Here is a 25,797-nt window from a genome sequence, read left to right on the forward strand (position 1 = left end):
AACGAAATAAGCTTGGCCGTGGCGCCTGGAGCTCAGTCGGTCCGGCATGGGTTCACGCCGGGCGAGAACGGACGGTCTCCCGATCCGTTCCTTTCGTCAGGGCGCTGTGCGCAGAGGCTGGACGCGAGGGCGCCGGTCGGGCGGTCCGTCGGGCCGCACGGCCCGCGATTCGAACTCGGCCGCCGCGCCGGGCCGATATCCGGGAAAGACATAGCCGCTGTTGTCAAACATGGCGCCGCCTTGCCCCCGCCCGAGCGTATAGCCGTCGCCATAACCGTACCCGTACCCTCCGTACGGATAACCGTTCTCGACCTGGCGATAGCTGAGATCGAGCCGGCCGTGCTCGCCGATCGGCAGCGAAACGGCGGCGCCATAGTCGCGATAGCCGCCCGTGCCCACGCTGACGCTGACCTCGCCGTGCGGCAGGCCGTCGTCCAGCGATTCGCCCCGGGGCCGGTCATAGGGCCTGTCTTCGGCCGGTCGTGCGGCGATCCAGCGATCGATCTGTTCGGCGGTTGTGAGGTTGTGCGGCACGCCCGCCTGCGCCGCTCCGACGACCGACGGCGCGTCCGGCCGGACCGTCGCACCGAGATCGACGGGAGTGGCGGGCGCGGTGGCGACCACGCCATCCGGATCACCGGTCATCAGGGCTCCGGCCATCAACAGTGCGGTGATCAGCATGCGCCCAACTCCAGTACGAGGACCACCCTAGCTTCAAATGCGGCCAAGGTCAGGCGTTACCGTCGCCGCGTCCGAGGGGATCCGGCAAGGGAGAGCCCTCGGGCACGAAGCTCAGCGCCACGGAGTTGATGCAGTAGCGCAGTCCCGTGGGGCCCGGGCCGTCGGGAAAGACGTGGCCCTGATGGCTGTCGCAACGGGCGCAACGGGTTTCTGTCCGGGTCATGCCATAAGAGCGGTCGGTGATGGCCAGCACATGCGTCGGGTCCACCGGCTCCGTGAAACTGGGCCAACCCGTGCCGCTTTCGAACTTGGTCCCTGTACGGAACAGCGGCAGACCGCACTCGCGGCAACAGAACACCCCCGCCCGTTTCTCACCCAGCAAGGTTCCGCAAAACGGCGCCTCCGTGCCATGCGCCAGCAGCACCCGCTTTTCCTCGGCTGACAGATCGGCCTCCAGCGCCACGCGCTGGCTCTCGCTGGGGGGCGTCAGATCATAGCCGGACGGGGAACGCAGGGTCGGGGCGATATCGTTGTCGGTCATTCTATCCATCTGGGGAGCGCAAGGTCGGTGTGCAAACGTCTTTCCGGAACCGGACCGGACGGCGGACCGTTCCCCGTCCATGCGTGAAAAGCCCGAACCCGGCCTGATCGTCGACCCTCTGACCCCCAAGGCCCAGAATGGCCGCGTCGTGGTCAAGGACCCGCCGGAGGCTGCGATGAAGCTGACCGCCGACGCCGCCGAAGTGTCCGGCCTGCGCATGCTGGACGCCGCCGACCGGGCCCGAAAGCGCGACTGAGGCCTTCGCTCGACAGCAAAAAAGGCCGGCCAGGATTGCCCCTGACCGGCCTTCTTTCTTTGTCCGGGCCGGATCAGCCGCCGAACAGGCTGCCCACCCAGGTCCGCACAGCCGTCTCGTCAGCCGGATTACCGGTGTAGACGAGGCCCTGCGCGGGAGTGAAGGGCTGGTTGTTGGCACGCGGACGCGAGGTCCAGGCCTTATGGCCGTAGCTAAGGTCCGAATAGTTCGAGGGCAGGCGCATCACCGTCGGCTCGACGAAGATCGAGTCGGTCGCGGTTGTCGAACCCACGATGCGGACGTTCGGCAGCTTGGACAGCAGGTCCAGCGTGTCCAGGCAGCCGCCCGAGCAGCCGGCGTCGACCAGAACGACCACCGGACCCTGCACCGGGTTGGCTGCGCCGGTGTCGGCGACAGCCGGGCGGCCCGCGAGGGTGAAGGTCGGCTGGCCGGCGGCAATGGCGGCGTCGAAGGCCGTCACGATTTCCTGCGTCTGTGCGATCACCGGACCCGCTTCCTGCACGAACTGGGGATCGGCCTGCATGCGGCCCAGCGCGGCGGCGTACCAGTCGCGGTTGCCCTGGGTGGCGCGGTAGGTCAGCTCACCGGCGGCCGGCTGGCGGCTGACCGTGAATTCCGGCGTCCAGATGCGGTTGGCGAGGCCATAGCCGCGCGCCGTCGAGGAGTTCAGGCCCGAGCCCGAGGCGGCGCGCATGTCCAGCACGAAGCCCTGCGGCCCGCGAAGGGTCGCGGCCTGACCTTCGACGGCGGCGTTGAACGACCGCCAGTCGGCGCTGTCGGCGAACGAGTGGACGTGCACCCACGGCCGGCCGTTGACGGTTTCGACGCCCAGCGGCGTCGCCGGCGGCATGTAGACCGAGGCGCGGTAGGCGGCCTCGAGGTCGCCGGCCACCACGGGGATGGGACGGATCTGGATTTCACGCGGACGGCCGCGGCCCGACTGGAAGCTGCAGATCGAGGGGACGCCGGCGGCGAACGGGTTGTTGCGGTTCCACAGCAGATAGGGCGCCGAGGTCACGCGGCCGGCCTCGGTCTCGAGGTTGCCTTCCCACAGGTCCAGCTTCTTGCGGGCGAACTCCTCGATCGGAGTCAGATTGCATTCGGTCACCGCGTCGCCGACTCGCGGCGCGCCGCGGGTGCCGGGCTTCACATAGGTGACGACGTATTTGCCGTCGCGCCAGCCGGTCGTGAAACCGGGCCAGCTGGTGCCGAAATAGGGACCCATCCCCTCAAACGTCGGAGTGATGGCGATGTTGGAGTCACGGAAACCGGCGGCGTAATAGCGCATCAGATAGGCATGGGCATCGCCGCTGTTGGCCTGACCCACGCGACCCAGTGCGTCCTGCAGGCCGGCGTCCAGCCAGCTGCGGAACGTCTGGCTGGCCGCGCCGGGCACGGCCGGCGCCGGGTGGTTGGCGGCCAGCTCGTCGTGGGCCCGTTGCAGATCCTGGCGAGCCAGGTCGCGGAAGTCCTGCGCCGCGACCGATCCGGCGGTCATCGCCATGGTCAGGGCCGCAGCGGCGGCGAAAGTAAGCATGCGGGACATCAGTCAGGCTCCGGGCCAAATAAGCGGGAACAGGGAGAGGTCGAAAATGAACAGGCGTCGATGAACGCGACTGGAACGGCTTTAACCCCATCGGTACAGGTTTTGCCAAGCCCGAACGGCGGCCGGTTGAAACCCCGTCTGGTTTACTCAAGGCAGATCGCGGCCTAATCGGGGCAGCCGCTTCACTCCGCGATCACGTTCGCCTCAGATTCAAAGACGCATGTTCTCCAAAATCCTGATCGCCAACCGCGGCGAAATCGCCGTCCGCATTATCAAGACCTGCCGCCGCTTGGGCATCAGGACCGTGCAGGTCTATTCCGAGGCCGACGCCGGTTCGCTGGCGGTCGAAATGGCCGACGAGACCGTGCTGATCGGCCCCGCGCCCGCCGCCCAATCCTATCTGTTGCAGGACCGCATCGTCGACGCCGTGCGCCAGACCGGCGCCGAGGCGGTCCACCCCGGCTTCGGCTTCCTCAGCGAGAACGCCTCCTTCGCGCGCCGGCTCGAGGCCGAGGGCATCACCTTCATCGGCCCCAATCCCCACGCCATCGAGGCCATGGGCGACAAGATCACCTCGAAGAAGTTCGCCGCCGAGGCCGGCGTCTCCACCGTCCCCGGCCACATGGGCCTGATCGAGACGACGGAAGAGGCCGTGAAGATCGCCCGCGAGATCGGCTATCCGGTCATGATCAAGGCCTCCGCCGGCGGCGGCGGCAAGGGCATCCGCGTCGCGCACGGCGACGACGACATGGCCGAGGGCTTCGCCGCCGTGAAGGCCGAGGCGCTGAACGCCTTCGGCGACGACCGCGTCTTCCTTGAGAAATTCATCATCGACCCGCGCCACATCGAGATCCAGGTGCTGGGCGACAAGCACGGCAACGTCGTCCACCTGTTCGAGCGCGAATGCTCGATCCAGCGCCGCAATCAGAAGGTCATCGAGGAGGCCCCCTCCCCGCTGCTCGATCCCGAGACCCGCGCCGCCATGGGAGCGCAGGCCGTGGCTCTGGCGAAAGCCGTGAACTACGACAGCGCTGGCACGGTCGAGTTCGTCGCCGGGCAGGACAAGTCCTTCTTCTTCCTCGAGATGAACACCCGCCTTCAGGTCGAGCATCCGGTGACGGAGCTGATCACCGGCGTCGATCTGGTCGAGCAGATGATCCGGTCGGCGTGGGGCGAGAAGCTGGCCTTCGAACAGGACGATCTGAATATCAACGGCTGGGCCATCGAGAGCCGCATCTACGCCGAGGACCCCTATCGCGGCTTCCTGCCCTCCATCGGCCGCCTCGTCCGCTACGAACAGCCGCAGGAGGGCGAGCATGAGGACGGCTATGTCGTCCGCAACGATTCCGGCGTCCGCGAGGGCGACGAGATCAGCATGTTCTACGACCCCATGATCGCCAAGCTGTGCGCCTGGGGCCCGACCCGCGACGAGGCCCTGACCGGCATGGCCCGGGCGCTGGAAGACACCCACCTGCAGGGCGTCGGCCACAACGTCCCCTTCCTCGCCGCCGTCATGGACCAGCCGCGCTTCCGCTCGGGCAATATCTCGACCAGCTACATCAAGGACGAATTCCCCGACGGCTTCCACGGCCTGAAGCCCGACGCGCGCCAGACCCACATCATGATCGCCGCCGCCGTGGCCATGAACGAGATCATCGCCGAACAGGCCGGCGACCCGTCCGACCGCACCGACTGGGTGGTCCTGATCGACAAGGCGCCGCACGGCGTCGACCTGTCCTATGACGCCGACGAGGCCCTGCTGCTGGCCTTCACCGGCGGCGGCCACGCCCGCCTGACGGAGATCGACTGGCGCCCCGGCCTGGCCCAGTTCCGCGCCGAGCTGGACGGCGAGCCCTTCACCGCCGAGGTCTCCCGTGTCGCCGACGGCTTCGTCATCCGCCATCGCGCCGCGAAAGCCCGCGTGCGCGTCCTGACCCCGCACACGGCCGAGCTCTACGCCCGCCTGCCGGAGAAGGTCGCCGCCGACACCTCGAAACTGATCGCCTCCCCCATGCCCGGCCTCGTCGTCGCCATCCCCGTGACCGTGGGTCAGGAGATCAAGGCCGGCGAAACCGTCGCCATCATCGAGGCCATGAAGATGCAGAACATCCTCAAGGCCGAACGCGACGGCGTGGTGAAGGCCGTCAGCGCCGCCGCCGGCGACCCCGTGGCCGCGGATGACGTGCTGGTGGAGTTCGTCTAGGCGCCCGCGGGCCGCGTGAACTCAAGGCGCCGCAGCAGCGGATCGCTGTAGCTGAAGGCCACGACGTCCCCGGCCGCGTTGCGCTGGAACCGCGCGATCATTGATCCGCAGCGGAAGACGTCCCGCGACACCCGCGCCAGCTCCAGCCGCTTCAGCGAGCCCCGCCCGAAGCGCACGGCCACGCCGTCATTCGCCGCCGTGACCTCGGCCGGCGAGCCCGTCTCGCGGCTGTCATAGCGGCCCGCATAGGCGCGCAGTTCGGACGGCATGGGCATTCAGGCTTCCCCGGTTCGACGAGCCTGCACCCTGACCGGGGATCCGGTGAGCGGCATGAGCGAACCCTGAGCATTCGCTGAAACCGTCGACGCAGCCCCGCCCCGCTCCGGCCTTCAGGCATAGGCGCACGCTCGCGAACCTGCTTAACTGCGCCGATGTCCCAGTGGCTCGAACTCCTGATCGCCGTCCCGATCGCCTCGCTCGTCGTGCTCGGCCTGTGGAAGGCGTCGAACGCCCTGACCCGGCGCGGCGTCATCGTCCGCCCGGTCAGTTCGATGGACGCATCCATGACGAAGATCGAGAAGCGGTTTGGCGGCTCCAGGGGCCGATGCTCCGCCGGACGTTGAAAGGTAGCTGGACCCACAGCGGCAAGTCCGCTTGCGACCCGTTGCGGACCTTGCGCCTTGCCTTGAGGATGGTGGGATGGACGTCACCTTGAACCCGACCGCAGAGCAGCGTGCGATTCTCCAACGGCTGGACGTCCCGGAGCAGATCGCAGTCGCCATGCGGCTCCCGAGTTTCACGCTTGGAGTGGAAGACGCTCGGACGGTAGGCGATGCACTTACGGATGAAATGGCGCGTCATGGCTTCGACCTCGACTACGAACCAACCGCTAAGGGTCGCTTGATCGAAGACTTGATCGATCAACTCTTCATCCCCTGAGCGTCCGCTTTCCACCTTCAGCCGACTGGCTGTTTTCGACCCTTTGCGGAACTCGGAGAACGACTGCGCGCGAGTTTGTCGGACTCTATCGCAGATCGACCTCGACCTGTCGGGCTGCGCGCCATCTCGAGACGTTGTCATCCGGTGCTGTCTCCCGCCCTCGCGAGTTCCAAACTACCTCGGCGGGGGCGCTGTCCTGCAACTCGGCTTTAGCGGCACACGCGCTTCGCATTCTGTCCCGATAGGGCTCTACCAGCGCCATGGCCGCACCACTGTTCTCCACAGGCCAGCCCGGAGGTCCGTCGATGGTGATGACGTTGCTGAAACAAACTCCGTTGATCCCGTTGACGGGATTACGTAGGCCAAGCTGCAGGGCAAAACGCAAAGGCGCTCCGGGGGAAGCCGCGGCTCTTTCGGCCCCCGTTGCCGTATTCGGCGGAGCACTGCGAAGTGGTTCGCCGGTCATTGTTCGAGGGGCAGCCGCTCCGGTTTCAGGAACCCGATTGTTTCCGCGCTCAGCGGTATTCGCACCAGCATCTTGACGTCGCCTCGCTTCTGCAAGGGTCGCATCGAGAGCCGCGCGCGACTGAGCTTCATTAGCTGACGCCACGACTTGAGCATTGGAGAGCGCTGACCCTAGCCCCTCTAGGATAGCGGAAGCTCGTGCATTGCTCTCGCGAAGGCGCCGCTGCCGAGCCCAACGTGCATCGTCAGCTCTGTCGATCGCGAGACCCTGAGCTTCCATGTCGGCAATTGTCGCATCGAACCGTCGTTCCCAATCATCCAACTGCGCTCGAATGGCCGGAATGTGCTGACGGGGAAGATAGCTGTCATGCGGGCCGAGGACGCTATCCCATGGTCCCCATTTTGTGCCGTCCGGATTAGACACGACCGTTCTCAGGACGTTGCCGATAAGCTGTTGCCTGATCGTCCTGCCCCGATCGGTGAAGCCATGGAGCGGGGTCCAATCGACCACTTGATCTGGCCCTACGACGCCACGCCAAGCCTGCTGATCAATCGGACGAAGCTCGTAGAGCAAACCGTCAGACGCAACTTTGTAAATCTTGTCGATCCTCAAGGAGCCTTCGTGAAGTTGGGCGGCGGCCATGGATGCGCCGGAGGTCGACGTGACGAATGGACCAAGCTTCACCGCTTCAGCATACAGCCCCCAAGCGCTTGGCGACTCAGTCAGCGTAGGCGTGCGATGGCTTGATTGTGAGGCCGGAGGTGCCTGCAGAGCAGACACGGCAGCACAGGGAGCCGCAATCATCGTCAACGCGATAGCCAAACCAGCCGTAGATATTCCTCTAGGCATGCCTTCCTCCCTCCAACGAACGCAGGCTATTAAATCCGCTGGAGCCTGACAACGTGGGGGCGTGTTCGGCGAGCCGCTTCGCAATCTGCCTCAGTCGTGGTCACGGCGTCATCTAACGGATGTCCGCAATCCACCCTTAGCGGACCCTGCGCAGTTCTGCTCCGCGGTGATCAGCCCGTCACAACCACCCGAACCTCGGCCCCGCCCTCTCCCGCGCGTCGATCAGCAGATCCGTCACCGCCCACACCAGCGCATCCGCCCGGTCCAGCGACCCCGCCCCCTCCATCTCGCCGCCGAAGGCCATCAGCTCCTCCTCCAGCGCCGACAGCGGGACGCCGTCGGCCGGCGCATGCCGCACCCGGCCCTGTTCGTAGAGGGCCGCCACCGGTTCGGCGCGGACGCGCTTGCCTTTCGTGGCGCGGACCTCGCGGACCTTCAGCGTGCAGCCGGCGGTCTTCAGCACCGCCGCGACCATGTCTCCGCCCTGGTTCACCTCGGCGACGATGGCGGTCGCGCCGAACTCGCCCGCCGCGCGGACGGCGCGGCGGGCCCACTGGCCGGGGCTGAGGCCGTTGGCCGAGCGGTCGGCGAGGATCACCGCCTCGCGCACGCCGTCGCGGCGGCGGCGGACGCCGGCCACGACGATGCCGCAGGCGTCGCCGGTGGTGGTGGTCGTGGGGTCGATGGCGACGATGACGCGGTCGACGGCGGGCGGAGGCTCTCCCTCCCCCTTGTGGGGTGGAGGAAGGGTCGGCGGAGCCGATCCAACGACGATGTCGGCGCGAAGCGACGACAGGGTGGGGTCCGTAAGACCGCGCTCCGGCCCTGTCATACCCCACCCGGACCGGCTGTCGCCGGTCGTCCCTCCCCATGAAGGGGAGGGAGAATGCCCGCGCGCCGCCATCATCATCTCCGCCGTGAACAGCGCCCCGTCCAGATCGACTACCCGCCCCTCTATCTCCTGCGCCTCGCGGCGGGTGCCGCCGTAGAGGGCGCGCAGACCGTCGAGGAATCCGGCCGACAGATGCGCCGCATTCTCGGCCGTGCCGGCGTGGCTCAGGGCGCACGACGCCTCGTCACGCAGGGCGATGAGGGCCCGCGTCGGCCGCGGGGTCGTCGTCACCACCAGCCGGGGCGTGGGCGAGCCGGGCAGCGGCAGCCTCAATCCCATGCGCAGCAGGGCCAGCGTCTCCCCCGCCCCGCGCGCGCCGACCGAGGGCCAGGCGCAGAATTCGTCGGCCCAGGCGGCGCTGAACTGGGGGCCGCGCAGGCTGTCGGGGTCCTCGGCCGAGAAGGCGTGGGCGATGCAGCCGTTGCTGAAGACCAGCCGGCGGCGCGAAGGCTCGAACCTCGGGCGCGTCGCGCGGCTCCAGCGCGGCAGGGCGCGCAGGCCCGACGGCCCTTCGATCATCACCTCGCGCACATCGTGCAGGGTCGGGCCGACGAGGGCGAGGCGGCCGCCCTCGCCCAGCGCCCCGGCCTGATCGGCCAGCCAGCTGGCTCCGGCGAGGGTCTTGCCGGCGCCACGCCCGCCGAGGAACAGCCATGTCGACCAGTCGCGGCCGTCGGGGAAGAGGCCGGGCGGGATCTGGGCGGTGCGGAGGATCAGGGCCTCGCCGGGGCCGCCGTAGTCGGTCGCCAGTTCGGCGGGCTCGGCAAGGACAGCGGGCCCGCCGTTGGAGCCGATGAGGATGCGTTTGACCAGTCCGGCCATGCGCAGGTCCGCGGCGCAGGCCTCGCGGTTACCCGCGACAGCCCAGATTTCGGCTTGGTCGAGCAGGGCCTCCACGGCGCCCTGCGGGTTCTTGCGGTCGAGGATGAAGGCGCGGTCGCGGTGTTTCAAGCGGACGCGATCGTCGGGCAGGTTTTCGAGGGTGATCGGCCTGGGGCCGGTCGGCAGGTAGATGGCGCCGGGCACATCCTTCTTCTGGCGGCCTTCGTCATGGGCGCGCGAGCGGAGGGCGCCCTCGGTCACGCCATAGGCGGCGGCGACCGCTTCGGCGGGCTCGCCGGCCAGAAAACGGTCAAGCGCCTCGTTCCACAAGGCGGTCGTCATGCCGACCGGGCTCTGCGGGATAACGCGGTCGAGCGGCCAGCCGCCGGGCGGCTTGCGGCGCTGGTCAGGGGCGCCGGACTGGCGTTTCAACTGGCCCGTCCGTGAGGCCTTGCGGTTGATGGTTCCCGCGTGGATTCCGTATTTGACGGCGAGTTCCTTGCGGGTGGCGCCGGCCAGTTCCTCCGCGAACAAGGCCAGCCATTCGGCGTCGGTGAGTTTGCTCTTTCCCATGCCGGGATTATCCGGCGGGCCTCACCTACGGCGCGCAGATGACGCTGCCGGCAGGGGAAACTCGTGGAGGGTCAGAGGGTTAGCCCGCGCAGTTTGTATGGCTGAACATTAACTCCGCGCATCGGTCGAGCGGGAGGTTCGCCCTACCCCGCCGCCGCCAGCGCCTGAACCGGCGCCGGAACACTCGCCTCGATGGCCTGCATCAGGGTGCCCGGGGTGATGGGCTTGGCCAGATGGGCGTCGGCGCCGGCGTCGGCGGCGTCCTGCACGTGCTTCGCCATGGCGTTGGCGCTGAGCATGATCAGGGGGGTGCGCGGGCGGCCCTGCGACTGTTCCAGCTCGCGGATGGCGCGGGTGGCGGTCAGGCCGTCCATGACCGGCATCTGCATGTCCATCAGGATCACGTCGAAGGCCCCGGACGTGAAGGCCGCGACCGCCTGGGCCCCGTCGTCGACAGTGATCACCTGCATGCCACCGCCGGACAGGATGGCCTGGACGACGCGCTGGTTGACCGGGTGATCCTCGGCCAGCAGCACCCGCAGGGGCGCGTCGCCGATCCATGGCGCGGGACCGATCGCCACCGGGCCAAGGGCGGCCTCCTGCGCGCGGGCGGCGTCGTTGGCCGCGTCATGGGCGGCGATCGAACGCGTGCGCGACAGGGGGATGGAGACGGTGAAACAGCTGCCCTTCCCGGGCGTGGACTCCGCCACGATCTCGCCGCTCATGATCTCGACCAGCGAGCGGCAGATGGACAGGCCCAGACCGGTGCCGCCGAAGCGGCGGGTGATGGTGCTGTCGGCCTGGCTGAAGCGCTGGAACAGGGTTTCGCCGGCAGCGGCGTCGAAACCCACCCCGGTGTCGCGGACCGTCAGGCGCAGCTGGGCGACGCCGGGCTCGGGAATGTCGTCGGCCACCTCGATGGAGACCGACACCTGCCCCTCGGGCGTGAATTTGATCGCGTTGGACAGCAGGTTGGACAGCACCTGACGGATGCGGGTGGCGTCGCCGAGGAAATCGCCGCGCGCGCCGGGGCCGCGCTCGACATGGAAGGCCAGACCCCGCGCCTCGGCCTTGATGCGGGCGGTCTCGATCACGCCGTCCAGCTCGCGCTCCAGATCCATGTCGCCGATGGCGAAGTCCAGATGGCCGGCCTCGATCTTGGCGACGTCGAGGATGTCGGAGACCAGCCGCTCGAGGGTCACCCCCGACTGTTCGATCAGCACGACCAGCTCGCGCTGTTCCGGGGTCAGCTCGCCCTGGGCCAGGGCGCCGATCAGGCCGATGACGCCGTTCAGGGGCGTGCGGATTTCGTGGCTCATATTGGCCAGGAAGTCGGTCTTGGCCTGGTTGGCGACCTCGGCCGCGGCCTTGGCCTCCAGCAGTTCGCGTTCGGCGGCGACGCGGTCGGTGACGTCCCGGGCCACGCCATAGACGCGGTCGCCGACCCGGCGGGCGCGCCATTCGATGGTGCGGTAGCTGCCGTCCTTGTGGCGATAGCGGTTCTTGAAATCGACCATGGGATCGCGCGGCCCGCGGTTCTCGACCTCGATGACGCTTTCCAGCGTGGCGATCTGGTCGTCGGGGTGGAGCAGCCGCAGCAGCGGCAGGCCCTCCATCTCCTCGGGTTTCCAGCCGAGGACGGTCTCCCACGAGGGGCTGGCCCGGACGACCCTTCCGTCAAGCTCGCGAATGACCAGCAGGTCCAGCGACACGTCGAAGAAGGTGCTGATGGCCAGCGCGTCGGCGTCCTGTTCGGGGCGGGACTGCGGAGGTGGCGTCAAGCGAAGGATCCTCGAGGGGCTGGCACGAAGCCGATTCTGCACCGGACGAGGTTAAGGGCGTCCTCCCTGTAATCAAAGATCGCCGTCAACGGGGGCGGGGGCGGTGGTCGTTCCGCCGAACACCCGCCCGAAACTGCTCTTCAGCGCCGCGTCGGCCTCGTCCATGGTCGCCAGCACGCCCAGATCGACAAGGCTGGTCACCCCGTGCTCGGCGATGCCGCAGGGCACGATGCCGCCGAAATGGCCCAGGTCCGGCTCCACGTTCAGGCTGATGCCGTGGAAGCTGACCCATTTGCGGACCTTGACGCCGATGGCGGCGATCTTGTCCTCGCGCGACCAGCCGGGGCCCTTGCGTTCGACCCAGACCCCGACACGGCCCTCGCGCACGTCGGCGGGCACGCCGAACTCGCCCAGCGCCCCGATGATCCACTGCTCCAGCCCCCGCACGAAGGCGCGCACATCCTTGCCGCGCGCGTTCAGGTCCAGCATCACATAGGCCACCCGCTGGCCGGGCCCGTGATAGGTGAACTGCCCGCCCCGCCCCGTCCGGTGCACCGGGAACCGCCCCGCATCCAGCAGGTCGCCATCCTTCGACGAGACGCCCGCCGTGTACAGCGGCGGATGCTCCAGCAGCCACACCAGTTCGGGGGCCTCGCCCGCCGCGATGGCCGCCGCCCGGGCCTCCATCGCCGCCACCGCCGCCTCATAGCCGACGAGGCCTTCGGACACGGCCCATTCGGCCGGACGGCCGTCGGCGCGAACCAGTTTCGATGCGGCTGAGCTTAAGGCTTGGGAAAGCATGATGCACCCAATGTGGGGGTCAGGAGCGCCATGCAAGTCCAGACCGCGCCATCAGAGTCAGTATCCGAGTCCCCCATGAGCCAGATCGAAGCCGTCGAAGTCGAGATCTCGGTCGTCCTGGGACGCTCCGTGCTGCCCATGAGCCAGCTGCTGCGGATGGGCCGCGGGGCCGTGATCCCGCTCGACGCCTCCGAGTCCGACGAGGTCTGGATCCTCGCCAACAACCACCCTGTGGCCCGCGGCGAGATCGAGATCCGCGAGGACCGCATCGCCATCACCGTGACCCGCGCGGCCGATGTCTACGATTTCATGGCCGGAGCCGCCTGAACCGCTTGGCAGCGACGCATCTCTCCGCTATCAGCCCCCCTCCGATGCGAGCGGTCGTGGCTGGTAGACGCGCAGCGTTGAGGTCGCTGTTCCTTAACCGGAGTGGAAGTTCGAGTCTTCTCGACCGCACCATCGAAACAACAGGGCGAATCTCGGCTAGAATTGAGCTGATATAAATCAGGGGAGGCCGAGCGTGACTATCACCGCAACAGCCCCCCTGACGCCTGATCCCGACGACATTGACCACGACGCCCTCGACGAGGACTACGTCCTGACGGCCGCGTTCGTCGAAAAGGTCGTCGACGCCTCAGACGCCGGCGACGGCCTCAAGCTCCGCTCCCTGCTGGAAGACCTGCACCCGGCCGACGTCGCCGACCTGATGGGCTTCCTTACAGCCGAACACCGCGCTGTCGTGGTGTTGTGGCTGCCGGCCGACCTGCTGGCCGAGACCCTGCCCGAACTGGACGACAACATCCGCGAGGAGGTGCTGGAGCGCGTCCCGCACCTGACGCTGGCCGAGGCGCTGCAGGAGCTGGACTCCGACGACGCCGCCGCCGTGGTCGANCGACAACATCCGCGAGGAGGTGCTGGAGCGCGTCCCGCACCTGACGCTGGCCGAGGCGCTGCAGGAGCTGGACTCCGACGACGCCGCCGCCGTGGTCGAGGATCTGGAGGATGACCAGCGCGAAAAGGTGCTGGCGGCCATGCCCGAGGTCGATCGCGCCGCGATCGAAAGCTCGCTGCGCTACGCCGAGGATTCCGCCGGCCGCCTGATGCAGCGCGAGGTCATGGCCGCGCCGTCGTTCTGGAATGTCGGCGACACCATCGACCACATCCGCAAGCAGGGCGAAGACCTGCCGGAGCTGTTCTTCGACATCTACATCGTCGATCCGTCCAACAAGCCGGTCGGGGGCCTGCCGGTCAGCGGCCTGCTGCGCGCGGCGCGATCGATCGCCCTGACCGACATCATGGAGCCGATCAACGAGATCGCCGTCGATCAGGACCAGGAAGAGGTCGCCTACATCTTCGAGAAATACCACCTGATCTCGGCCCCGGTCGTCGACACCGAAGGCCGGCTGGTGGGTCAGATCACCGTCGATGACATCGTCAACATCATTCAGGAAGAGAACCGCGAGGACATCCTGCGTCTGGCCGGCGTGCGCGACGAGGACCGAGGCTCGTCCGTGTCAGAAATCGTGCGCGGCCGCGTGCCCTGGCTGGCCATCAACCTGGCAACGGCGGTGCTGGGCGCCAGCGTCATCTCCTTCTTTGGCGCCACCATCCAGCAGATCGTGGCGCTGGCGGTTCTGATGCCGATCGTTTCGGCCATCGGCGGCAACGCGGGGACGCAGGCGCTGACAGTGACCGTGCGCGCCCTCGCAATGCGCGAACTGAACAGTTCCAACGCCCCGCGCACCTTCTGGCGCGAATTGGCGGTGGGTCTGGCCAATGGTCTGGTTCTCGCTCCCCTGATCGGAGGTGCCGCCGCCCTGTGGTCGGGCGACTGGCGAATCGGCGTGGTGATCGCCGTCTCCATGGTGCTGAACCTGATGGTGGCGGCCACCGTCGGGGTCCTGACGCCCCTGACCCTGTCGAAACTGAAGTTCGACCCGGCCGTATCCTCGGCGGTGTTCGTCACCGCCACGACGGACTTTTTCGGGTTCCTGATCTTCCTTGGTCTCGCCACGCTTGTGTTGATCTGATCGCGGCCCGGCCCTTGCTCGTTCTCCCATAGGGCGAGCAAGCCCGTCTCGATTTGGGTCAATCCGTGTCCGACGCGACCACGCCACGTCTGAAAGTCTCCCGCGAGGGGGTCGTCCTCATCAAGAGTTTCGAGGGCTTCCGGCCGCACGCCGTGCGAGCCGACGACGGACGCTGGGTCATCGGCTATGGCCACACAGCCTCGGCCCGCGAAGGCCTGACGGTCGGCGAGCAGGATGCGGAACTGCTGCTGCAATATGACCTGCTGCCGGTGGTGCGCGCGCTTAACGAACGGGCGCCGGCCAGTCTGAACCAGCACCAGTTCGACGCCCTCGCCAGTTTCGCCATCTCCGTCGGGGTCGACCGCTTCCTCGCTTCCGATGTCCTGCAACGCCTGAACGAAGGTCAGGCCGTACAGGCTGCCGACGCCCTGATCGGCTGGCCGGAGACGCTGTCGCAGGACGCTCGCCTGCGCCGCCGCGCCGCCGAACGCGCCCTGTTCGTCGCCGATCCCGGTTCGGCCGTGACCCTCGCCGATCTGCTGGCTGCCCCCCTGCCCGCCCCGCCGGCCCCGCCGGCCGCGGAGGCCGGACCCCGGCCGGATTCATCCGGCGCCCGCGCCGCAGCCGTCGCCGCCCTTCTGGGCGAAAAGCCGGAGATGGTGACCGCGCCACTGGAGGCGGAGGAGCCGGATCGGGACGCAGCCGCCGAGCCTGCCTCTTCCGCCCCCGTCGTCGCGCCCTCGGCTCAGCCGTTCGCCGCCTTCAGCGCCGGCCATATGCAGCGGTATTCGCCGTATGCCGCGGCCATCATCGGTCCCCTTCCCGGGTTCGAGCCCGCTGCTCCGACCGCCCCGCCCGTTGCGCCGATCGCGGCGGCTCCGGTCGCTGACGCCGGGATCGAGACTCCGATCGAGGAGGTCGCAGCCGCTCCAGCTCAGGCGACGACGCCTCAACCCTCTGACCCGACGCCCGTTGTTCCGCTGGTTTCGCCGCCACCGGGCCCCTCGCCCTTCCCGGACCTCGACCAGCCGCTGATCCTGACGCCCCTGACCGACGCCGACGTCGCCGTCGAACATCCTGTCTGGCCCGAGGAGGCCCGTGAGGCTCCGACGACCGCGGACGGCAGCGTGCTGTTCGAAGACGAACCGACCTCGCCCGTGATGCGCCACGAGGTTGAGCCGGAGCGGCCGCGCCGCTTCGACTGGGCGGACACGGGCGCCTTCCTGATCATGGGAGGTGTAGGCTTGGCCGCCTGCGGCGCCTCGGCCGCCGCCTTCCGGCTCGCGGTCGAACAGCCCTCGCCCATGGGCGAAACCAGCGTCATTGCCTGGGCCCTGGCCCTGATCGGCGTGATCTGCGTCGGCGTCTCGTCGTGGAACCTGTACGTGCGGTGGGGCAAACCGGACTGACTTTCCGGCGCGCGCGCGCGGTGCTACGCCCGCGCTCATGAGCATTCCCAACGCCCCCCAATCCATGGATTTCGGCCTCGGCGAAAACGCCGACATGATCCGCGAGACCACCGCCCGCTGGGCGACAGACCGTCTGGCTCCGCTGGCCGCCGAAATCGACGAGAAGAACGAGTTCCGCCGCGAGCTGTGGCCCGAGATGGGCGAACTGGGCCTGCACGGCATCACGGTCGAGGAGGAGTTCGGCGGCCTGGGCCTCGGCTATCTCGAACACGTCGTGGCGATGGAGGAGGTCTCCCGCGCATCGGCCTCGATCGGCCTCAGCTATGGGGCCCACTCCAACCTGTGCGTCAACCAGATCCGCCGCTGGGGCACGGATGAGCAGAAGCGCAAATATCTGCCGAAACTGATCTCGGGCGAGCACGTCGGCTCGCTGGCCATGTCAGAGGCTGGATCGGGATCGGATGTCATGTCGATGCGGACCCAGGCCGTGAAGACCGGCGACCGCTACGTCCTGAACGGCACGAAATTCTGGATCACCAACGCCCCCTCGGCCGACACCCTGGTGGTCTACGCCCGGACCGGCGAAGGCAGTGGCGGCGTCACCGCCTTTCTGATCGAGCGCGGCATGAAGGGCTTCAGCGTCTCGAAGAAGCTGGACAAGATGGGCATGCGCGGTTCGGACACCGCCGAACTGGTGTTCGAGGACTGCGAGGTCCCGGAAGAGAACGTCATGGGGCCGGTCGGCGGCGGCGCCGGCGTGCTGATGAGCGGTCTGGACTATGAGCGCGCCGTTCTGTCGGCGGGTCCGCTTGGCATCATGCAGGCCGCCCTGGACGTGGTCCTGCCCTACGTGCGCGAGCGCAAGCAGTTCGGCAAGGCCATCGGCAGCTTCCAGCTGATGCAGGCCAAGGTCGCCGATATGTATGTGGCCCTGAACTCGGCCCGAACCTATGTCTACGCCGTGGCCCGCGCCTGCGACGCCGGCAAGACGACCCGTTACGACGCGGCGGGCGCCATCCTGCTGGCTTCGGAAAACGCGGTGAAGGTCAGCCTCGAGGCCGTGCAGGCGTTGGGCGGCGCCGGCTACACCAAGGAATGGCCCGTCGAACGGCTGGTCCGCGACGCCAAACTCTATGACATCGGCGCCGGCACCAACGAGATCCGCCGCTTCCTGATCGGGCGGGAGTTGCTGGGGAGCTGAGGAACCGGGCGGGCGCTTCGGGATTGGTTCTCCACGAAAGGAGCCAAGCCATGCCCGCCAAATCCGCCGCCCAGCAGAAGGCCGCCGGCGCCGCACTGTCCGCCAAGCGCGGCGATACGCCGACGTCCGAACTACGGGGCGCCTCGAGATCGATGATGTCGATGACCGAGAAACAACTCGAGGAATTCGCCCACACGAAACGCAAGGGCAAGCCCGAGCACGTGAAGCACTGATCCTCGCTCCGGCTCGACGCAGAATGCGCCCGCCCGGTCGTTCGAGGATTGCCGTTTGTTAAGTGGCGTCCGACAACGGTTCACGCCTAGATCGGACACCCTCCGCCGGACGCCCCAGATGCTCGATTACGACTACCAGAGCGACACCCGGCCCTTCTCCCGGGTGCTGGAGGACATTGGCGCCCAAGAAGACCCCAAGCTGCACCTTGGCGAACTCGTCCATGCGTTCGGCGAGCGCGGATTCGGCGCCCTGATGCTGTTCTTCGGACTGATGAACGTGGCCATCGGCATCATTCCCGGAACGACGACGATTCTGGGCGCCCCGCTGCTGCTGATGGGCCTGCAGCTGATAATCCGGCGCGAAGAGGTGTGGCTGCCGCGCTGGGCCCTGAAGCGCAGCATCGATCGCGAGACCTACCGCTCGGGGCTCGAAACCGTCCTGCCGAGGCTGAAGAAGGTGGAGCGGCTGTCCAAACCCCGCCTCTCAATCATGACCAGCGAAGTCTCGGAAGTGCTGATCGGGATCGTCACCTTCCTCCTCTCGGTGATTCTGGTCCTGCCCATCTGGGGCGGGAACCTGATCCCGGCCCTGATCATCGCCACCTTCGGCTTCGGCCTGATGCAGCGCGACGGCCTGGCCATCGTCATCGCCTGGGTCGCCGTAGGTCTGATCTGCGTGGCCGGCCTGGTCATCTGGCTGGCCTGGACCTGGGTGTCGCCGTTTCTCCTGCCGGTCTGGGACTGGGCGCAAAGCCTGCTGCCCAACGCCTGGACGTGGCTCACCGGCCTGCCCTGACCGACGAAACGCCGGAGGGGTCTCCCCCTCCGGCGCTTGTTCGAACCTGAAACAGTCAGTTGCGGAACAACGACAGCACCAGCTGCGGCGTCTGATTGGCGATGCCCAGAGCCTGCACCCCCAGCTGCTGCTTTGTCTGCAGAGCCTGGAGCTTGGCGCTTTCCTTCGCCAGATCGGCGTCGACCAGATTGCCCACTCCCGATTCCAGTGCGTCCGTCAGCTTGCCGAGGAACGTCAGATGGGTCGAGAGCGCCTTCGACTTGGTGCCCAGCCGCGCGAGTGCGCCGGACACGTTGTCGATGGAGGTGTTGACCGCCGTAAGGGCGGCCGTCGCCTTGCTCAGCGTGCTGATCGACTGGGTCGTCGAGATCGCCACGTTCGTGCTGCTCAGGGCGAGGACTTCGGCGCCGACCGTAAGGGTGGCCGTGCCCGCCACATTGGCCAGCGCCTGGAACCCCGTCGCTCCCGTCTTCAGCAGGTTGACCCCGTTGAATTCGGCATTGGCGGCGACCGTAGCGATCTGGTCGCGGATGGCGGTGAAATCCTCGTTCAGAGCTGCGCGCGCCGCGGTCTTGAGTGACCCGTCCGTCGCTGCGAGTGCCTTCTCCTTCAACTGGAGCAAGAGGTCGGAGACCGTCTCACCCGCTGCCAGCGCCACATCAACCGCGGCAACGCCACGATCGAGCGACTGTTTCACTGCGCCCAGCGCCCCGATATCGGCGCGTTGCCCTTGGGCGATGGCCCAGATGGCTCCGTTGTCCTTGGCGGTGGCGACAGTTTTGCCGGTGCTTATCCGGTTCTGCGTCATCGACAGGGAGGCGTTGGTCGCATTCAGGTTCTGGAGCGCGACTTGCGCGCCCACGTTCGTATTGACCGACATAACCATCGGCGTTCCTTCCATTCTGGAGGGTGAAAACAGCCTTCTGGCCGTCGAACCAATTCTGGTTCGCGCACGGACACGCAAGGATCGGGCCGGGCGCCGGGCCGATGCGTCGTCAATCTTTTCAGTGATTTAGGTCGCGTCAGACCGAAGACCCGGCAGGTCTGACCGGTTCGCCGCGTCGCGTCTTGCCTACCGGAACACGGTCAGGCGGCCTGCGCGGTTCCCGGCCCGGCAAGCCCCTGCATGACCATCCTGTTGATGTCGATCAGGGCGTCAAAATTATCCTCGCCGCGCATGATCGCCGAGGAGTGGCGGCTGACGAACAGGCTGATCGAGATGATCTGGGCCCGCAGGCTCTTGGGCATCGTATTGTCCGGATTGGCGCAATCGGTGGCGAGCGCCGACCACAGCCGGCGGTTCCAGTCGATGGCATCGATCCGGGTCGCGACGTCGGTCGGGTCCACGGTGGAGGCGTGCATCAGCGCCCGGGTCACTTGCCCGAACAGCCGATATTCCATCTCACGCGGATTTTCAGCCCGCGTGGCCGCGGTCTTGTACGCCTGCAGCGACATTCGCCAGCCCTTCCTCGTAATCAACCAGTTTTCGCGCCGCCATCAGGGCCTTGTAGTACTCGCGCGCCATAACGTGACGCGACGCCGCCACGCAGTCCGCCAGAACCTGGGGGTTCCGGGTGGCGCCCATGAACTCGGTCAGACGCAGCGCGAACTCGTCATAGACCTTGGGCGCCGCGGCCTCGTCCAGGTACATCATCATGACCGGGAAATAGACCCGGGTTGCAGGGCTGGTGACGTCCTCCGGCTGGAGAATGTCCTTCTCGCGCAGCACCGAGGCCTTGTTCTGGAGAATCAGCACGCCTCGACGGTCGCCGTTCTGGACCACCGCGCCGTTCAGCACGAATTTCTCGCCGGGTTTGAGCGACAGCTTGAGCGGCATTTTCCGGGGGATCTCCTGACCGGCCCACGGCGACGTTAGGAAGCCGGGAACAAACGCACGCTAAACAGTCGTGGTTAACCATGTCTTGTGAACCCGGCGGCGACCTTGCCGGATCACCTTCAGGATCGATCCATGTCAGCAGCCGATCTGGCTCCCGAACTCGTCCACGCGCCGCAAGTGGCGGCGCAGGGAATGGCCGGCGACTCCGCCTCCCCGGAGGCTATCCGCAAGCTGTCGCACCAGCTGACCAATCCGAAGCTCAAGGTGAAGGCGCAACGCAAGGCGCTGGAAAAGCTGAAGGCCGCCCTGATCGCGATCCGCGGGGCCAATTTCATCCTGGGCGCCAAACGCGCGCTGGAAGCGCTGCAGATCGACGAGACCAGCGGCCTGGCCTGGCATGTGCTGGCCATCTGCCGCGAGAAGTCGGGTGACTTCGGTCAGGCCCTGATGGCCTATGAGGCGGCGCTGAAGCTGCTGCCAAACGAGACGGACGTAGCCCACGATCTCGGCCGCATGGCCCAGCAGATGGGCTACCTCGACATCTCCGAGAAGCTGCTGCTCAAATATCTGGGCGCCGAGCCAGGCCACATCGAGGCGACCAACAACCTGGCCTGCGTGCAGCGGGATCAGAAGCGCTATGGCGACGCGGTCGAGACGCTGCGCGCGCTTCTGGGGGTCGAACCCGAATCGCCGGTGCTCTGGAACACCCTCGGCACGGTAATGAGCGACCAGGGCGACATGGCCACCGCCCTGACCTTCTTCGAGGAGTCGTTGCGTCACGATCCGGCCTTCGCCAAGGCGCGGTACAATCGTGCGAATGCCCGCCAGCCGCTGGGCGACGCCCTCGGCGCGATGGAGGATCTGGAAGCCGCCCTCCCCGGCGCCGAAGGTCCCTTCGAGCAGGCCATGATGAAGATGGCGCGGGCCCTGCTGCTCATCACCCTGGGCCGCATCGATGAGGGCTTCGAAGCTTATGAGGTTCGACTGGACTTCCATCTGCCCGAAGCCATGCGGATGGCCGTCAAGGCGCCCCGCTGGGACCCGAAGGCCGAGGATGTGCGCGGCAAGCGCCTGTTGATCGTCGGCGAGCAGGGCATCGCCGACGAAATGGTGTTCGGCTCCTGCGTCGGCGACGCCATCGAGGCCGTCGGACCTGACGGCAAGGTGTTCCTCGCAGTGGAACGGCGACTGGTCGGGATGTTCCAGCGAGCCTTCCCGCAGGCGGTTGTCGGCGCCCATCGGTCGGTCAAGCTCGAGGGGCGCATCACTCGCTATGTGCCCTTCGTCGAGGAGATGGAGGAAGGCGTCGACCTGTGGATTCCGATGGCGTCGCTGCTGGCCGTCTACCGCCGGTCGATCGACAGCTTCCCCGACCGCGGCGGGTATCTGAAGGCGGACCCGGACAAGGTCGCCTACTGGAAGGCGGAACTTGAAAAACTGGGTCCGGGTCTCAAGGTCGGCCTGCACTGGAAGAGTCTGGTGCTGGCCGGATTGCGCGCCCGCTACTTCTCCAGCTTCGAACGTTGGCGGCCCGTGCTGGAAACGCCGGGCGCCGTGATGATCAATCTGCAGTGCGGCGACGTCGCCGAGGATCTGGCCGCGGCCGAGGCGGCCGGGATTTCCATCTGGACGCCGCCGATCAATCTGAAGGACGACCTGGAGGATGTCGCGGCCCTGTCGGTTGCGGCGGACCTCGTGATCGGCCCGGGTATCGCCGGCACCAATCTGGCGGCTGCGATGGGCGCGCCGACGTGGATGATCACAGCCCCCGACGACTGGCATTTCCTGGCGACGGACCGCTATCCCTTCTATCCGCGCATGCGCTGTTTCAAGCGCGAAGGTTTCGACGCCTGGGAAGGAACCATCGACCGCATCCGGGCGGCGCTGGATGAAGCCGTGATGGCGGGGAACGCCCGATAGCGGAGCAGCGTTGATCTCCCGAACAGGGAGCTGAGCCATGCCGGAGATCGACGGCTATTCGGACGACCAGGAACAGTCCGAGGTCTATGACGAAACCCACATCGATGATGAGGGCGACGGCGACATCCTGCTGGATGAAGCCGATCCGGTGCTCGACGTCACCCAGGCCGACGGCGACGCCGACGAGGAAGAGTTCGACGAGGATGTCGAGGACGACCTGGATGAGATCCAGGGCGCGTCCGGCATCGAGGCCGAGGCCGACGCCCTGCTGGGCGTCGACGGCGAGCGACTGACCGAGATCGACGGCGAAAGCGCCGGCGGCCGCGGCCCGGACGAGGTTGAACTGGTCTATTCCGGCCTGATGGAAAACGCCCGCGGCGCCCAGGCCAGCGCAGCCCACTGGGAAGCAAAAACCCTCTCGGACGACGATATCGCAGGCCTGGGCTACGGCCCTGACGGCGATGAAGATCACCCCACGGAATAAGGAGGGCGGCCATGACCACTCAAACGCACAAAACCGATCATCAGCAGTCCCCCGCCGACGACGCCCCGCACGCCCGCCGGGCGCCGCGCGAGGAAGGCAAGCCGGACCAACTCTGCGAAGAAGAGCGCGGTTCGGAAGACCGGCAGGAAGCCCTGCTGGACGAGGGTCTGGAAGAGACCTTCCCGGCCAGCGACCCGGTGTCCGCCAAGCGGATCACGTAACACAGCCGGCTCTCCCCTCTCCTCCCCACATCGGGGGGTGGTGGAGGGGGTGTCGCTCAACCCTCTTTTCCTGTCGTCATCCCGGCCCAGGCCGGGATGACGACAGCGTTGGGAACCTATTCCTTGACCCGCCAGGTCGCGCCGGTCGGCCCGTCCATGACGACCACATTCAGCGCGTTCAGCCGGTCGCGGATGCGGTCGGCCTCGGGCCAGTCCTTGCCGGCGCGGGCGTTCGCCCGCTGTTCCAGCAGGGCTTCGACCTCGGTGCGCAGGTCGTCTGACACCTCGCCTTCCAGCCAGCCCGCGGGATCGGCCTGAAGCACGCCGAGGATGGCGGCGGCGGCGATCAGTTCGCCCTTGGCCCGCGCCACCACGCCCATGTCGCCCGCCGTCATGGCGCGCTCGATTTCGCTGGACAGGGCGAACAGGGTCGCCATGGCGCCGGGGGTGTTGATGTCGTCTTCGATGGCCTTGAGGAAGTCCTCGGGCGGCTCGTCGCCGTTGGCCTCGACGGCGGCGGCGCGGTGCAACGCGCCATACAGTCGGTCCAGCGCCTTTCGGCTCTGGTCCAGCAGCGACTGGTTCCAGTCCAGTGGCTGGCGATAATGTGCGCTCAGCAGGGCCCAGCGGACCACCTCGCCCGGTATGTTCTGAACCAGGTCGTGCAGCAGCAGCACGTTCCCGATCGACTTGGACATCTTCTCGGCGTCGACGGTCAGGAAGCCGTTGTGCATCCAGTAGCGGCTATATTCCGCGTGGGCGTTGGGCTCATGGGCATGGCCGTGGGCGCAGACTCCCTGAGCGATCTCGTTCTCGTGGTGCGGAAACACCAGATCAATGCCCCCGCCGTGGATGTCGATGGGCAGGCCCAGCGTTTCCTCGATCATGGCGGAGCATTCGATATGCCAGCCCGGGCGTCCCTCGCCCCAGGGCGACGGCCACGACGGCTCGCCCTCCTTTGAGGGCTTCCACAGAACGAAGTCGTGCGGGTTCTTCTTGTAGGGTGCGACCTCGACCCGGGCGCCGGCGATCATGTCGTCCAGATTCCGGCCCGACAGCTTGCCGTAGGTCTCGTAGGACGAGACATCGAACAGCACATGGCCCTCGGCGGCGTAGGCGCAGCCCTGCTCCATGATCGCGCCGATCTGCTTCACGATGGCGTCCATATGGTCGGTGACGTGGGGCGCGAGATCCGGCGGCGAGACGTTCAGCCGGCTCATGTCGTCCAGATAGGCGGCCTCGTAGCGCGAGGTGACCTCGCCGATGGGCGTGCCCTCCTTCGCGGCCTTTGCATTGATCTTGTCGTCCACGTCCGTGACGTTCCGGGCGTAGATGACCTTGTCCGCGCCATACTCGCGGCGCAGAAGGCGGACCAGCACGTCGAACACCACCGGCGGCCGGGCATTGCCGATATGGGCGTAGTCATAGACCGTTGGGCCGCAGACATAGAGGGTCACCCGGTCCGGATTTCGCGGCGTGAACACGCGCTTTTCGCGGTGAAGGGTGTCGTGAAGCGTCAGCGGCATAGTGAGGCGGTTACTTTCAGTTTTCTTGCAGGACGGACCTGCCGTCCCATATAGCCGTCCTGCTGCACAAGCGAACAGCGTCGAGATCGATAATGAGCGTCACCCCCGTCAAGCCGGTTCTGGTCGGAGACAACGACCCCGCCCCGCGCCCGTCGCGCGAGAAGGCGCTGGAGGCCGTGCGCACCCTGCTGGCGTGGGCGGGCGACAATCCCGACCGACCCGGCCTGATCGACACGCCCCGCCGCGTGGTCGACGCCTATGGCGAATGGTTCGACGGCTATGACGCCGACGTCGAGAAGGAGCTGAGCCGCACCTTCGAGGACGTGCAGGGCTATGACGACATGGTCCTGCTGCGCGACATCGAGGNCGCCGCGTGGTCGACGCCTATGGCGAATGGTTCGACGGCTATGACGCCGACGTCGAGAAGGAGCTGAGCCGCACCTTCGAGGACGTGCAGGGCTATGACGACATGGTCCTGCTGCGCGACATCGAGGTGGAGAGCCACTGCGAGCACCACATGGCCCCCTTCATCGGCAAGGCCTATGTCGCCTACATCCCGAACGAGAAGGTCGTGGGCATTTCCAAGCTGGCGCGCGTGGTGGAAATCTTCTCGCGCCGTCTCGGTTCGCCGGATGCGTCCNGACAATCCCGACCGMCCCGGCCTGATCGACACGCCSCGCCGCGTGGTCGACGCCTATGGCGAATGGTTCGACGGCTATGACGCCGACGTCGAAAAGGAGCTGAGCCGCACCTTCGAGGACGTGCAGGGCTATGACGACATGGTCCTGCTGCGCGACATCGAGGTGGAGAGCCACTGCGAGCACCACATGGCCCCCTTCATCGGCAAGGCCTATGTCGCCTACATCCCGAACGAGAAGGTCGTGGGCATTTCCAAGCTGGCGCGCGTGGTGGAAATCTTCTCGCGCCGTCTTCAGACCCAGGAAGTGCTTACAAACCAGATCGCCGCCGCCATCGAATCGCACCTCGAACCGGCCGGCGTGGCCATCCTGATCGACGCCGAACACCAGTGCATGACCACCCGCGGCGTGCATCATCGCCACGTTTCGACCATCACCACCCGGTTCACTGGCGTCTTCAAGTCCGACGCTGCGCTCAAGGATCGTTTCCTTAAGCTGGCGAAGGGCTGAGCCCCTCGCCTCACAGGCGTATTTCGCGCAATCGCCACGCTTCGGAACCTCAAGGGCCCCGAAGCCGCTTTACAAGCGACCTGCGGAACGCCAAGAGACGAACCGAACGTCATAGCTTGCGCTCGCCGCCATCGCGCCGAGCCTCATGGAGACACTGAAGCATGGGCGCCAAACTTTCCGGTCCCGGTGGCCAGGGCGGCAAGACCATCGAGCAGAACGCGGACATCAACGTCACGCCGTTCGTCGACATCATGCTGGTGCTGCTGATCATCTTCATGGTGGCCGCGCCGCTGGCCACCGTTTCGATCCGCCTCGACCTGCCGCCCGCGACCCCGCCCCCTCCGGGCGAAGTCAAGGAGCCGGTGTACATCACCATCCAGGACACGGGCTCGATCTTCATCGCTGAAAAGCAGACGACGCTTGAAACCCTCGTCCCCGACGTTTGCGCGGCCCTCGGCGGCGGCAACCCGGGCTGCAAGGAAGAACGCGTCTTCGTCCGCGCCCAGCCGGAAGTGAAGTACGACCAATTCATGGAGGTCATGAACGCCCTCCAGGAGCAGGGCTTCTACAAGGTCGGCCTGCTGAACGAAGACATCGCCTAGGGCTCACGCCTTGCGAAAT

28 protein-coding genes, 1 tRNA gene and 1 pseudogene are annotated in these 25,797 nt (G+C 67.0%); 19 read left to right on the plus strand and 11 right to left on the minus strand.

The features are described from left to right. Positions 1–96: 96 nt before the first annotated feature. Together ASD25_RS23150 and msrB are read right to left on the minus strand one after the other, a co-directional pair. Complete coding sequence (locus ASD25_RS23150; RefSeq protein ID WP_056620829.1) at positions 97–681, minus strand: hypothetical protein; 585 nt, start codon at positions 679–681, stop codon at positions 97–99. Positions 682–730: 49 nt separating this feature from the next. Next, entirely contained in the window at positions 731–1,222 is a 492-nt protein-coding gene (msrB, locus tag ASD25_RS23155) for a peptide-methionine (R)-S-oxide reductase MsrB (RefSeq protein WP_056620830.1), read from the minus strand. Positions 1,223–1,301: 79 nt separating this feature from the next. Here msrB and ASD25_RS30715 point away from each other — a divergent pair, with 79 nt between their 5' ends. Continuing rightward, positions 1,302–1,478 (plus strand): hypothetical protein, encoded by a 177-nt coding sequence (locus ASD25_RS30715; RefSeq protein WP_156389430.1) that lies wholly within the window; start codon positions 1,302–1,304, stop codon positions 1,476–1,478. Between the two features lie 73 nt (positions 1,479–1,551). On the opposite strand, the gene ASD25_RS23160 is transcribed toward ASD25_RS30715, so the two are convergent. Then, entirely contained in the window at positions 1,552–3,045 is a 1,494-nt protein-coding gene (locus ASD25_RS23160) for a hypothetical protein (protein ID WP_056620832.1), read from the minus strand. A 220-nt stretch (positions 3,046–3,265) separates the two neighbouring features. Between ASD25_RS23160 and ASD25_RS23165 the strand changes: the two genes are divergently transcribed. Then, complete coding sequence (locus ASD25_RS23165; protein ID WP_056620833.1) at positions 3,266–5,248, plus strand: acetyl/propionyl/methylcrotonyl-CoA carboxylase subunit alpha; 1,983 nt, start codon at positions 3,266–3,268, stop codon at positions 5,246–5,248. Here the strand turns inward: ASD25_RS23165 and ASD25_RS23170 are convergent. Continuing rightward, positions 5,245–5,523, minus strand: coding sequence for a DUF3471 domain-containing protein (locus ASD25_RS23170; RefSeq protein WP_056620835.1), 279 nt, complete (start codon positions 5,521–5,523; stop codon positions 5,245–5,247). The genes ASD25_RS23165 and ASD25_RS23170 overlap by 4 nt on opposite strands. Before the next feature lie 156 nt (positions 5,524–5,679). On the opposite strand from ASD25_RS23170, the gene ASD25_RS23175 reads away from it, so the two are divergent. Continuing rightward, a complete protein-coding gene (locus ASD25_RS23175; RefSeq protein WP_056620837.1) occupies positions 5,680–5,871 on the plus strand; it encodes a hypothetical protein in 192 nt (63 codons plus the stop codon). A 76-nt stretch (positions 5,872–5,947) separates the two neighbouring features. Next, positions 5,948–6,187 (plus strand): hypothetical protein, encoded by a 240-nt coding sequence (locus ASD25_RS23180; RefSeq protein ID WP_056620839.1) that lies wholly within the window; start codon positions 5,948–5,950, stop codon positions 6,185–6,187. A gap of 1,493 nt (positions 6,188–7,680) precedes the next feature. Here the strand turns inward: ASD25_RS23180 and ASD25_RS32385 are convergent. From ASD25_RS32385 to lipB, 3 genes are all read right to left on the minus strand, one after another. Then, positions 7,681–9,789, minus strand: a complete 2,109-nt coding sequence (locus ASD25_RS32385) for a terminase large subunit domain-containing protein (RefSeq protein ID WP_082572577.1) — start codon at positions 9,787–9,789, stop codon at positions 7,681–7,683. Between the two features lie 143 nt (positions 9,790–9,932). Continuing rightward, positions 9,933–11,570 carry an ATP-binding protein gene (locus ASD25_RS23190; protein ID WP_056620841.1) on the minus strand — a complete coding sequence of 546 codons (1,638 nt, stop codon included), beginning with the start codon at positions 11,568–11,570 and terminating at the stop codon, positions 9,933–9,935. A gap of 72 nt (positions 11,571–11,642) precedes the next feature. After that, positions 11,643–12,371 carry a lipoyl(octanoyl) transferase LipB gene (gene lipB / locus ASD25_RS23195; protein WP_056620843.1) on the minus strand — a complete coding sequence of 243 codons (729 nt, stop codon included), beginning with the start codon at positions 12,369–12,371 and terminating at the stop codon, positions 11,643–11,645. Between the two features lie 30 nt (positions 12,372–12,401). Between lipB and ASD25_RS23200 the strand changes: the two genes are divergently transcribed. The 8 genes from ASD25_RS23200 to ASD25_RS23230 all read left to right on the plus strand — a co-directional run bounded on the left by ASD25_RS23200 (position 12,402) and on the right by ASD25_RS23230 (position 18,040). Continuing rightward, positions 12,402–12,698: a FliM/FliN family flagellar motor switch protein gene (locus ASD25_RS23200; RefSeq protein ID WP_200943697.1), complete on the plus strand. Its 297-nt coding sequence runs from the start codon at positions 12,402–12,404 to the stop codon at positions 12,696–12,698. 50 nt (positions 12,699–12,748) lie between these two features. Next, positions 12,749–12,830 (plus strand) — tRNA-Leu (locus tag ASD25_RS23205). 247 nt (positions 12,831–13,077) lie between these two features. Further along, positions 13,078–13,262: magnesium transporter MgtE N-terminal domain-containing protein (locus tag ASD25_RS33385; RefSeq protein ID WP_369816682.1), on the plus strand; the 185-nt coding region annotated here is incomplete at its 3' end. Positions 13,263–13,282: 20 nt separating this feature from the next. Continuing rightward, entirely contained in the window at positions 13,283–14,401 is a 1,119-nt protein-coding gene (gene mgtE / locus ASD25_RS23210; RefSeq protein ID WP_255356193.1) for a magnesium transporter, read from the plus strand. A 65-nt stretch (positions 14,402–14,466) separates the two neighbouring features. Next, complete coding sequence (locus ASD25_RS23215) at positions 14,467–15,810, plus strand: lysozyme (protein ID WP_056620847.1); 1,344 nt, start codon at positions 14,467–14,469, stop codon at positions 15,808–15,810. Between the two features lie 37 nt (positions 15,811–15,847). Next, positions 15,848–17,011 (plus strand): isovaleryl-CoA dehydrogenase, encoded by a 1,164-nt coding sequence (locus ASD25_RS23220; protein WP_056620849.1) that lies wholly within the window; start codon positions 15,848–15,850, stop codon positions 17,009–17,011. A 50-nt stretch (positions 17,012–17,061) separates the two neighbouring features. Beyond that, positions 17,062–17,244 carry a DUF3008 family protein gene (locus tag ASD25_RS23225; RefSeq protein WP_056620851.1) on the plus strand — a complete coding sequence of 61 codons (183 nt, stop codon included), beginning with the start codon at positions 17,062–17,064 and terminating at the stop codon, positions 17,242–17,244. Between the two features lie 118 nt (positions 17,245–17,362). Next, positions 17,363–18,040 carry an exopolysaccharide biosynthesis protein gene (locus tag ASD25_RS23230; RefSeq protein WP_056620853.1) on the plus strand — a complete coding sequence of 226 codons (678 nt, stop codon included), beginning with the start codon at positions 17,363–17,365 and terminating at the stop codon, positions 18,038–18,040. Positions 18,041–18,095: 55 nt separating this feature from the next. Here the strand turns inward: ASD25_RS23230 and ASD25_RS23235 are convergent, their stop codons facing one another. The 3 genes from ASD25_RS23235 to flbT form a co-directional block, all read right to left on the minus strand. Beyond that, complete coding sequence (locus ASD25_RS23235; RefSeq protein ID WP_056620855.1) at positions 18,096–18,926, minus strand: flagellin; 831 nt, start codon at positions 18,924–18,926, stop codon at positions 18,096–18,098. Between the two features lie 200 nt (positions 18,927–19,126). Continuing rightward, positions 19,127–19,495: a flagellar biosynthesis regulator FlaF gene (flaF, locus tag ASD25_RS23240; protein WP_056620857.1), complete on the minus strand. Its 369-nt coding sequence runs from the start codon at positions 19,493–19,495 to the stop codon at positions 19,127–19,129. Next, positions 19,455–19,877 (minus strand): flagellar biosynthesis repressor FlbT, encoded by a 423-nt coding sequence (flbT, locus tag ASD25_RS23245; RefSeq protein WP_056620859.1) that lies wholly within the window; start codon positions 19,875–19,877, stop codon positions 19,455–19,457. The genes flaF and flbT overlap by 41 nt, the downstream gene beginning before the upstream one ends. A 132-nt stretch (positions 19,878–20,009) precedes the next feature. Between flbT and ASD25_RS23250 the strand changes: the two genes are divergently transcribed. The 3 genes from ASD25_RS23250 to ASD25_RS23260 are packed head-to-tail and all read left to right on the plus strand — an operon-like array spanning position 20,010 to position 22,502. Further along, positions 20,010–21,797 (plus strand): tetratricopeptide repeat protein, encoded by a 1,788-nt coding sequence (locus ASD25_RS23250; RefSeq protein WP_156389431.1) that lies wholly within the window; start codon positions 20,010–20,012, stop codon positions 21,795–21,797. A gap of 37 nt (positions 21,798–21,834) precedes the next feature. After that, positions 21,835–22,281 carry a hypothetical protein gene (locus ASD25_RS23255; protein WP_056620862.1) on the plus strand — a complete coding sequence of 149 codons (447 nt, stop codon included), beginning with the start codon at positions 21,835–21,837 and terminating at the stop codon, positions 22,279–22,281. Positions 22,282–22,292: 11 nt separating this feature from the next. Next, entirely contained in the window at positions 22,293–22,502 is a 210-nt protein-coding gene (locus ASD25_RS23260; protein ID WP_056620864.1) for a hypothetical protein, read from the plus strand. A 116-nt stretch (positions 22,503–22,618) separates the two neighbouring features. Here the strand turns inward: ASD25_RS23260 and cysS are convergent, their stop codons facing one another. Continuing rightward, entirely contained in the window at positions 22,619–24,028 is a 1,410-nt protein-coding gene (gene cysS / locus ASD25_RS23265; protein WP_056620866.1) for a cysteine--tRNA ligase, read from the minus strand. 92 nt (positions 24,029–24,120) lie between these two features. On the opposite strand from cysS, the gene ASD25_RS23270 reads away from it, so the two are divergent. From ASD25_RS23270 to ASD25_RS23285, 4 genes and pseudogenes are all read left to right on the plus strand, one after another. Continuing rightward, positions 24,121–24,394, plus strand: a 274-nt coding sequence (locus tag ASD25_RS23270) for a GTP cyclohydrolase I (RefSeq protein WP_235562851.1), incomplete at its 3' end; no start/stop codon positions are given. A gap of 7 nt (positions 24,395–24,401) precedes the next feature. After that, the coding region (locus ASD25_RS23275; protein ID WP_369816683.1) for a GTP cyclohydrolase I at positions 24,402–24,668 on the plus strand (267 nt) is incomplete at its 3' end. A gap of 1 nt (position 24,669) precedes the next feature. Continuing rightward, a pseudogene (gene folE / locus ASD25_RS23280) lies at positions 24,670–25,176 on the plus strand (GTP cyclohydrolase I FolE); the annotation flags it as partial. A 161-nt stretch (positions 25,177–25,337) separates the two neighbouring features. Beyond that, positions 25,338–25,778, plus strand: a complete 441-nt coding sequence (locus tag ASD25_RS23285; protein ID WP_056620870.1) for a biopolymer transporter ExbD — start codon at positions 25,338–25,340, stop codon at positions 25,776–25,778. Positions 25,779–25,797 lie beyond the last annotated feature (19 nt).

Source organism: Brevundimonas sp. Root1423, assembly GCF_001426805.1.

Bases quoted from the DNA above. Each gene is read 5' to 3' on its own strand.
- ASD25_RS23150 (WP_056620829.1), bottom strand. From the start codon at position 681: ATGCTGATCACCGCACTGTTGATGGCCGGAGCCCTGATGACCGGTGAT.
- msrB (WP_056620830.1), bottom strand. From the start codon at position 1,222: ATGACCGACAACGATATCGCCCCGACCCTGCGTTCCCCGTCCGGCTAT.
- ASD25_RS30715 (WP_156389430.1), top strand. From the start codon at position 1,302: ATGCGTGAAAAGCCCGAACCCGGCCTGATCGTCGACCCTCTGACCCCC.
- ASD25_RS23160 (WP_056620832.1), bottom strand. From the start codon at position 3,045: ATGTCCCGCATGCTTACTTTCGCCGCCGCTGCGGCCCTGACCATGGCG.
- ASD25_RS23165 (WP_056620833.1), top strand. From the start codon at position 3,266: ATGTTCTCCAAAATCCTGATCGCCAACCGCGGCGAAATCGCCGTCCGC.
- ASD25_RS23170 (WP_056620835.1), bottom strand. From the start codon at position 5,523: ATGCCCATGCCGTCCGAACTGCGCGCCTATGCGGGCCGCTATGACAGC.
- ASD25_RS23175 (WP_056620837.1), top strand. From the start codon at position 5,680: ATGTCCCAGTGGCTCGAACTCCTGATCGCCGTCCCGATCGCCTCGCTC.
- ASD25_RS23180 (WP_056620839.1), top strand. From the start codon at position 5,948: ATGGACGTCACCTTGAACCCGACCGCAGAGCAGCGTGCGATTCTCCAA.
- ASD25_RS32385 (WP_082572577.1), bottom strand. From the start codon at position 9,789: ATGGGAAAGAGCAAACTCACCGACGCCGAATGGCTGGCCTTGTTCGCG.
- lipB (WP_056620843.1), bottom strand. From the start codon at position 12,371: ATGCTTTCCCAAGCCTTAAGCTCAGCCGCATCGAAACTGGTTCGCGCC.
- ASD25_RS23200 (WP_200943697.1), top strand. From the start codon at position 12,402: ATGCAAGTCCAGACCGCGCCATCAGAGTCAGTATCCGAGTCCCCCATG.
- ASD25_RS23220 (WP_056620849.1), top strand. From the start codon at position 15,848: ATGAGCATTCCCAACGCCCCCCAATCCATGGATTTCGGCCTCGGCGAA.
- ASD25_RS23225 (WP_056620851.1), top strand. From the start codon at position 17,062: ATGCCCGCCAAATCCGCCGCCCAGCAGAAGGCCGCCGGCGCCGCACTG.
- ASD25_RS23230 (WP_056620853.1), top strand. From the start codon at position 17,363: ATGCTCGATTACGACTACCAGAGCGACACCCGGCCCTTCTCCCGGGTG.
- ASD25_RS23235 (WP_056620855.1), bottom strand. From the start codon at position 18,926: ATGGTTATGTCGGTCAATACGAACGTGGGCGCGCAAGTCGCGCTCCAG.
- flaF (WP_056620857.1), bottom strand. From the start codon at position 19,495: ATGTCGCTGCAGGCGTACAAGACCGCGGCCACGCGGGCTGAAAATCCG.
- flbT (WP_056620859.1), bottom strand. From the start codon at position 19,877: ATGCCGCTCAAGCTGTCGCTCAAACCCGGCGAGAAATTCGTGCTGAAC.
- ASD25_RS23250 (WP_156389431.1), top strand. From the start codon at position 20,010: ATGTCAGCAGCCGATCTGGCTCCCGAACTCGTCCACGCGCCGCAAGTG.
- ASD25_RS23255 (WP_056620862.1), top strand. From the start codon at position 21,835: ATGCCGGAGATCGACGGCTATTCGGACGACCAGGAACAGTCCGAGGTC.
- ASD25_RS23260 (WP_056620864.1), top strand. From the start codon at position 22,293: ATGACCACTCAAACGCACAAAACCGATCATCAGCAGTCCCCCGCCGAC.
- cysS (WP_056620866.1), bottom strand. From the start codon at position 24,028: ATGCCGCTGACGCTTCACGACACCCTTCACCGCGAAAAGCGCGTGTTC.
- ASD25_RS23285 (WP_056620870.1), top strand. From the start codon at position 25,338: ATGGGCGCCAAACTTTCCGGTCCCGGTGGCCAGGGCGGCAAGACCATC.